The 6552-nt window shown below is 71.4% G+C and carries 4 protein-coding genes and 1 pseudogene; 2 read left to right on the top strand and 3 right to left on the bottom strand.

What is annotated here, in order from left to right; all coding sequences use genetic code 11:
- The 3 genes from ACFP2T_RS33670 to ACFP2T_RS33660 form a co-directional block, all read right to left on the bottom strand.
- The coding region (locus tag ACFP2T_RS33670) for a hypothetical protein (RefSeq protein ID WP_377428939.1) at positions 1-276 on the bottom strand (276 nt) is incomplete at its 3' end.
- A gap of 294 nt (positions 277-570) precedes the next feature.
- Positions 571-1230: an MBL fold metallo-hydrolase gene (locus ACFP2T_RS33665; protein ID WP_377428937.1), complete on the bottom strand. Its 660-nt coding sequence runs from the start codon at positions 1228-1230 to the stop codon at positions 571-573.
- Between the two features lie 35 nt (positions 1231-1265).
- Complete coding sequence (locus tag ACFP2T_RS33660) at positions 1266-2072, bottom strand: maleylpyruvate isomerase family mycothiol-dependent enzyme (RefSeq protein ID WP_377428936.1); 807 nt, start codon at positions 2070-2072, stop codon at positions 1266-1268.
- A 220-nt stretch (positions 2073-2292) separates the two neighbouring features.
- On the opposite strand from ACFP2T_RS33660, the gene rsgA reads away from it, so the two are divergent.
- Positions 2293-3369, top strand: coding sequence for a ribosome small subunit-dependent GTPase A (rsgA, locus tag ACFP2T_RS33655; protein WP_377428934.1), 1077 nt, complete (start codon positions 2293-2295; stop codon positions 3367-3369).
- 119 nt (positions 3370-3488) lie between these two features.
- Positions 3489-6443, top strand: a pseudogene (gene uvrA / locus ACFP2T_RS33650) (excinuclease ABC subunit UvrA); the annotation flags it as partial.
- Positions 6444-6552: the final 109 nt, after the last annotated feature.

Raw genomic sequence — 6552 nt, 5'->3', positions numbered from 1 at the left:
CGGCGGCATACTCACGACGATCGGCTCGCCGTTCGGAACGGGCTCCGCGGCCGGACGGCCACACCGGGCCGCCGCTTCCGGGGACACCGGCGATCGGCCGTGCTCGTCGGGCTTGGGTGGGGCGTACTGTTCGCGGATCTCGGCCGGAGTGTCGATCGCCGCCGGGTCGACCGGCAGGATGTGCGGATCGTCGGCGGCGGCGGGCGACGCGTGGAGGGTCACTGCGACGAGCGTGGTCACGAGGATTCCGGCAACGTGACGGGCCTTCGGCTTCATCGGCACATTAGAGCCCACCGACATCGGCGGGAACAGCGCCGGTCGGGCAGGCTTGCGGCAATCAGGCGGTGGGGTGAACGGACCGTTCCACGGCTTGCGGCACGTTCCGGCGTAGCCCATCAATCCGAACGACTGCCCGCCCCGGGGGTTGGGGGCGGGCCGCACGTTCGACCAGGCCACGGATGACCACAGACGGGTTCGTGCCGAGCCGGACCGCCTCGGCCTCCACCCGGCGGGACACGTCCACGGGTAGCCTGGCGCATCCCGAGGACGCTCGGCCTGATGGCGGGTGACCTACCAGCCGCGGGCCCGCCACTCCGGCAGCGCCGACCGTTCGGCGCCGAGCGTCGAGTCCTTGCCATGACCGGGGTAGAACCAGGTTTCGTCCGGCAGCCGGTCGAAGAGCTTCTGCTCCACGTCGTCGATGAGCGAGTTGAACCGAACCGGATCCTGCTCGGTATTGCCCACCCCGCCCGGGAACAACGAGTCCCCGGTGAACAGGTGCCGTCCGTCGGCGTCGTCCTGGTAGAGCAGCGCGACGGAGCCGGGGGTGTGCCCGACAATGTGGATGACGTCGAGCCAGCGCTCGCCGACCCGGACCCGGTCGCCGTCGGCGAGCGGCTCGGACGCGATCGGCAGTCCGTCGGCGTCCGCCGCGTGGACCAGCGACCGGGCCCCGGTGGTCGCCACCACCTCTTCCAGGGCCACCCAGTGGTCCATGTGGCGGTGCGTGGTGACCACCGCCGACAGGCCGGCGTCGCCGACCAGTTCCAGCAGCCGGGGCGCCTCGTTGGCCGCGTCGATCAGCACCTGGTCGCCGCTGGCGGTGCAACGGAGCAGGTAGGCGTTGTTGTCCATCGGGCCGACCGAGAGTTTGCTGATCGTCAGGCCGGTCAGCTCCCGCACGTCGGGTGGTCCGCCGGTGGAGACGTCTCCGGTGTAGCGCTCGCTCATTTTCGTGCCTCCGATTAGGTGTCCAGGTCGGCGGATCAGATCCAGGCCGGCGCCGCCGGCAGCGGCCCGGTGGGCGTGACTACCAGGTTCTTGCCGTCGCTGCGGCCGGTCAGCCAGCCGGCCAGCGCGTGTGCCGGGCCGGCGACGGTACACAGGTCCGCGTCGGCGACGGTACGCAGGACCGCCGCGTCGGTGCCGCCGGCCCCCTCCCGGTCGGTGGCGCCGGCCCCCGGATCGCCGCCCGCTCGCCCGGCCGGGCCGAGCAGCAGCGGTTGTCCGGTCTCCGTCGGACGCAGTACCAGGGCGAGTGGCGTGTCGCGGCGGGCGAGATCGTGCACCACCTCGTGCAGCACCCGCTGGCTGAACGCGTCCGGCCAGTCGGCGGTGTGGTATCCGGCGGCCAGGTCGACGTGGTGTACCTCCACCTCGCGCAGCCGCCCCCAGACCAGGGTGGCCGCCGCCCGTGGCCCCCGGGTCGACCGGACCTGCGCGGCCCAGGCCTCCGCCGGCAGCTCCCGGGCCGTCTCCGCGAGCCGCTCCGCACTGGCCCGCAGGTCGGCGAGCTGGGCGGCGGCGGTCCGGCCGGCCCCCGCCGCGATGCCGTCGTTCCGGGCCGCCGGGCTGGGATACTGCGGCACGTCCTCGCCGGTACGCGCCGACGTCAGCAGGTTGACGTAGCTGTCGGCGTTCCGGGCGAGATGGGTCAGCACGTGTCCACGGGTCCAGCCGGGGAGGAGGGACGGTTCGCCGACTGCGACGTCGTCGAGTTCGGCGACCGTCCGTAACAGTCGGTCCGTCGCCCGGTCCACCTCGGGCAGAAGTACGAGTGGGTCGAGTGTCACGGCTTACGACCCTATCGGTCGGTCGTCCAAGCCGGGTGGAGGCGGCGTACCGCCGATCCGGCGCCGCCGCCGGAATTGGCTTTCGGTGTGGTCGGGCCAGCGCCTACCGTCAGTGCCGACGCGTCACCCGGAGCTGTGAGGAGGTGGGATTCATGCCGGTCGCAGTGCGCGTGGCCCCCGTTTCCACTTCTGAACCCCACTTCTGACACAAAGGGCTGACATGACCTTCGATCTCGCGTCCCTGGGTTGGGACGCGTCGCTGGCCGCCGCGTACCCGGAATGCGGCGATGATCTCCGACCCGGCCGGGTGGTCCGGGCCGACCGGGGTGTGTGCACGGTGCTCTGCGCCGACGGTCCGGTGCGGGCCAGTCTCGGCGGCGGGGTGCTGGTCGCGGCGGCGCGGGACGCCGTCAACCTGCCCTGCGCGGGTGACTGGACGCTGGTCCGGGCCTGGCCGGACCGGCGGCTCACGGTGGAGGCGGTGCTGCCCCGGCGTACCGCGATCGTGCGCCGGACCGCCGACAAGGACTCGACCGGGCAGGTGCTGGCGGCCAACGTCGACGCGGCGGCGGTGATCGAGCCGCTGCATCCGGAGCCGGACGTGGGCCGGATCGAGCGGCTGCTCGCGTTGGCCTGGGAGTCGGGGGCGCAGCCGCTGCTGGTGCTGACCAAGTGCGACCTGGTCGCCGATCCGGTGGCCGTCGCCGCGCAGCTCGCCGAGGTGGCGCCGGGGGTGGCGGTGCTGCCGGTGAGCGCCCAGCGGGGGACCGGGTTGGCGCGGCTGCGGCCGTGGATCGCCGCCGGACGTACGCTGGCGCTCCTCGGGCCGTCGGGTGCGGGCAAGTCGACGCTGGTCAACGCGTTGGCCGGGGCAACGGTGATGACCACCCAGGGGGTACGCGGGGTGGACGGCAAGGGCCGGCACACCACCACGCACCGGGAACTGATCCTGATTCCGGGTGGTGGCGCCGTGCTCGACACCCCGGGGGTGCGGGCGGTGGGTCTGCTCGACGCGGCGGCCGGCCTGGACCAGGCGTTCGCGGACGTCGCGGAGCTCGTCGCGGCGTGCCGGTTCGCCGACTGCGGACACCGGGGCGAGCCCGGCTGTGCGGTTCTGGCCGCCCTCCAGGCCGGCGAGCTGGCTCCGCGCCGGTGGGCGAGCTGGCAGAAACTCCAGCGTGAGGTCGCGTTCGAGATGCGGCGCCGGGACGCCCGGCTGTCCGCCGAGGAGCGGCAGCGGTGGAAGCGGATCCACAAGGAGCACCGGACCGGCCGGTGGGGAGAGCCGGGTCGTTGAGCTGCGGGAATGTCGGGGTGCGGAAAACTGTCATACGCCGGGGCTAGAGTTGCCGAGGCGCTTCTCTGCGTCGCTAAATCGGACAGAACATACTTTTTCTCCCCGGGAGTGCGCGGACAGTGGCCGACCGACTGATCATCCGTGGCGCGCGTGAGCACAACCTGCGCGACGTCAACCTTGACCTGCCACGCGACGCAATGATCGTCTTCACCGGGCTCTCCGGATCCGGTAAATCCAGCCTGGCCTTCGACACGATCTTCGCCGAGGGTCAGCGTCGATACGTCGAGTCGTTGTCGTCGTACGCCCGGCAGTTCCTCGGCCAGATGGACAAACCGGACGTCGACTTCATCGAGGGCCTGAGTCCGGCGGTGTCGATCGACCAGAAGTCGACCTCCCGCAACCCGAGGTCCACGGTCGGCACGATCACCGAGGTCTACGACTACCTCCGGCTGCTCTTCGCCCGGGTGGGTGAGCCGCACTGCCCGATCTGCGGCGAGCGGATCTCCAAGCAGAGCCCGCAGCAGATCGTCGACCGGGTGCTGGCGATGGAGGACGGCACCCGGTTCATGGTGCTGGCCCCGGTGGTGCGCGGCCGCAAGGGGGAGTACGTCGACCTCTTCGCCGAGTTGCAGTCCAAGGGCTACGCGCGGGCCCGGGTCGACGGCGTGGTGTACCCGCTGACCGAGCCGCCCAAGCTGAAGAAGCAGGAGAAGCACACCATCGAGGTGGTGGTCGACCGGCTCACCGTCAAGGCGAGCGCCAAGCAGCGGCTCACCGACTCGGTCGAGGCCACGCTCGGGCTCTCCGGCGGCCTGGTCCTGCTCGACTTCGTCGACCTGCCGGAGGACGACCCGCACCGGGAGCGGCGCTACTCCGAGCATCTCGCCTGCCCCAACGACCACCCGCTGGCGATCGAGGACCTCGAACCCCGGGTGTTCTCCTTCAACGCCCCGTACGGTGCCTGCCCGGAGTGCACGGGGCTGGGCACCAAGAAGGAGGTCGACAGCGACCTGATCGTGCCGGATCCGGAGCGCACCCTCCGGGAGGGCGCGATCCAGCCGTGGTCCGGTGGGCAGACGCAGGAGTACTTCATGCGGCTGCTGGAGGCGCTGGGCGAGGCCGAGCACTTCGACGTCGACACTCCGTGGCGGGCGCTGCCCTCACGGGCGCAGAAGACCATCCTGCACGGCTCCGGCGACCAGGTGCACGTGCGTTACCGCAACAAGTACGGCCGCGAGCGCTCCTACTACACCGGCTTCGAGGGCGTGGTGCAGTGGATCGAGCGCCGGCACACCGACACCGAGTCGGACTGGTCCCGGGACAAGTACGAGGGCTACATGCGGGATGTCCCCTGCCCGGTCTGCCGGGGCAGCCGGCTCAAGCCGGAGGTGCTGGCGGTCACGCTGGGCGGGCGGAACATCGCCGAGGTCTGCGCGCTGTCGGTCGGCGAGTGCGCCGAACTGCTCGGCGCGATGACCCTGACCGACCGGCAGAAGATGATCGCGGAGCGGGTGCTCAAGGAGATCAACGCCCGGCTGCGGTTCCTGGTCGACGTCGGCCTGGACTACCTGTCGCTGGACCGGCCCGCGGGCACGCTGTCCGGCGGCGAGGCGCAGCGGATCCGGCTCGCCACCCAGATCGGTTCCGGCCTGGTCGGGGTGCTGTACGTGCTGGACGAGCCGTCGATCGGGCTGCACCAGCGGGACAACCACCGGCTGATCGAGACGCTGGTCCGGCTCAAGGGGCTGGGCAACACGCTGATCGTGGTGGAGCACGACGAGGACACCATCCGGACCGCGGACTGGATCGTCGACATCGGGCCGGGGGCCGGGGAGCACGGCGGGGCGATCGTGCACAGCGGCTCGGTGCCCGACCTGCTGACCAACCCGGAGTCGGTGACCGGGGCGTACCTTTCGGGTCGCCGGTCGATCCCCACTCCGGCGGGGCGCCGGCCGCAGATGCCGGGCCGGGAGCTGGTGGTGCAGGGAGCGCGGGAGCACAACCTGCGCAACCTGACCGTGTCGTTCCCGCTCGGCCAGTTCATCGCGGTCACCGGGGTCAGCGGCTCGGGCAAGTCGACCCTGGTCAACGACATCCTCTACGCGGTACTGGCCAACCAGATCAACGGTGCCCGGCTGGTGCCCGGCCGGCACACCCGGATCAGCGGCATCGAGCACGTCGACAAGGTGGTCGGAGTCGACCAGTCGCCGATCGGGCGTACCCCGCGATCCAACCCGGCCACCTACACCGGGGTCTGGGACCACGTCCGCAAGCTCTTCGCCGAGACCACCGAGGCGAAGGTCCGCGGCTACGGGCCGGGCCGGTTCTCGTTCAACGTCAAGGGCGGCCGGTGCGAGGCGTGCAGCGGCGACGGCACGATCAAGATCGAGATGAACTTCCTGCCGGACGTCTACGTGCCGTGCGAGGTCTGCAAGGGTGCCCGCTACAACCGGGAGACCCTGGAGGTGCACTACAAGGGCCGGACGGTCTCCGACATCCTGGAGATGCCGATCGAGGAGGCGGCGGAGTTCTTCTCGGCGATCCCGGCCATCCACCGGCACCTGAAGACCCTGGTCGACGTCGGCCTCGGCTACGTCCGGCTCGGCCAGCCCGCGCCCACGCTCTCCGGCGGTGAGGCGCAGCGGGTCAAGCTCGCCTCCGAGTTGCAGAAGCGGTCCACCGGACGCACGGTGTACGTGCTCGACGAGCCGACCACCGGCCTGCACTTCGAGGACATCCGCAAGCTGCTCGGGGTGTTGGACAGCCTGGTGGACAAGGGCAACACGGTGGTCGTCATCGAGCACAACCTCGACGTGATCAAGACCGCCGACTGGCTGATCGACATGGGCCCGGAGGGCGGACACCGGGGCGGCATGGTCCTGGCCGCCGGCACCCCCGAGGAGTTGGCCGACGTACCGGACAGCCACACCGGGCAGTTCCTGCGCCCGGTGCTGGGACTCACCGGCCCGGCGCGGGGTGCGACCGCGGCCGTCCAGCGGGCGACCAAGGCCAACGGCGGAGCCGCGAGGACCAACGGCGGGGCCGCGAAGGCCAACGGCGGTCCGACAAAGGCCACCGGCGCGAGCGCGAAGGCGACCGGCACCGCGAAGGCGACCGGCACCGCGAAGGGCAATGGCACCGCGAAGGCGTCCGGAGCCGCGAAGGCCGATGGCGGGGTGAAGG

Origin of the sequence: Plantactinospora solaniradicis, from assembly GCF_042658085.1 — a bacterium.
Lineage (GTDB): Bacteria > Actinomycetota > Actinomycetes > Mycobacteriales > Micromonosporaceae > Plantactinospora > Plantactinospora solaniradicis.
Note: the sequence above shows the minus strand (reverse complement) of the source record. Positions and strands in the feature narration are given on the sequence as shown.

What these genes read in the sequence shown, in the direction of transcription:
- ACFP2T_RS33665 (WP_377428937.1), bottom strand. Translation starts at nt 1,230, where the DNA reads ATGAGCGAGCGCTACACCGGAGACGTCTCCACCGGCGGACCACCCGAC.
- rsgA (WP_377428934.1), top strand. Translation starts at nt 2,293, where the DNA reads ATGACCTTCGATCTCGCGTCCCTGGGTTGGGACGCGTCGCTGGCCGCC.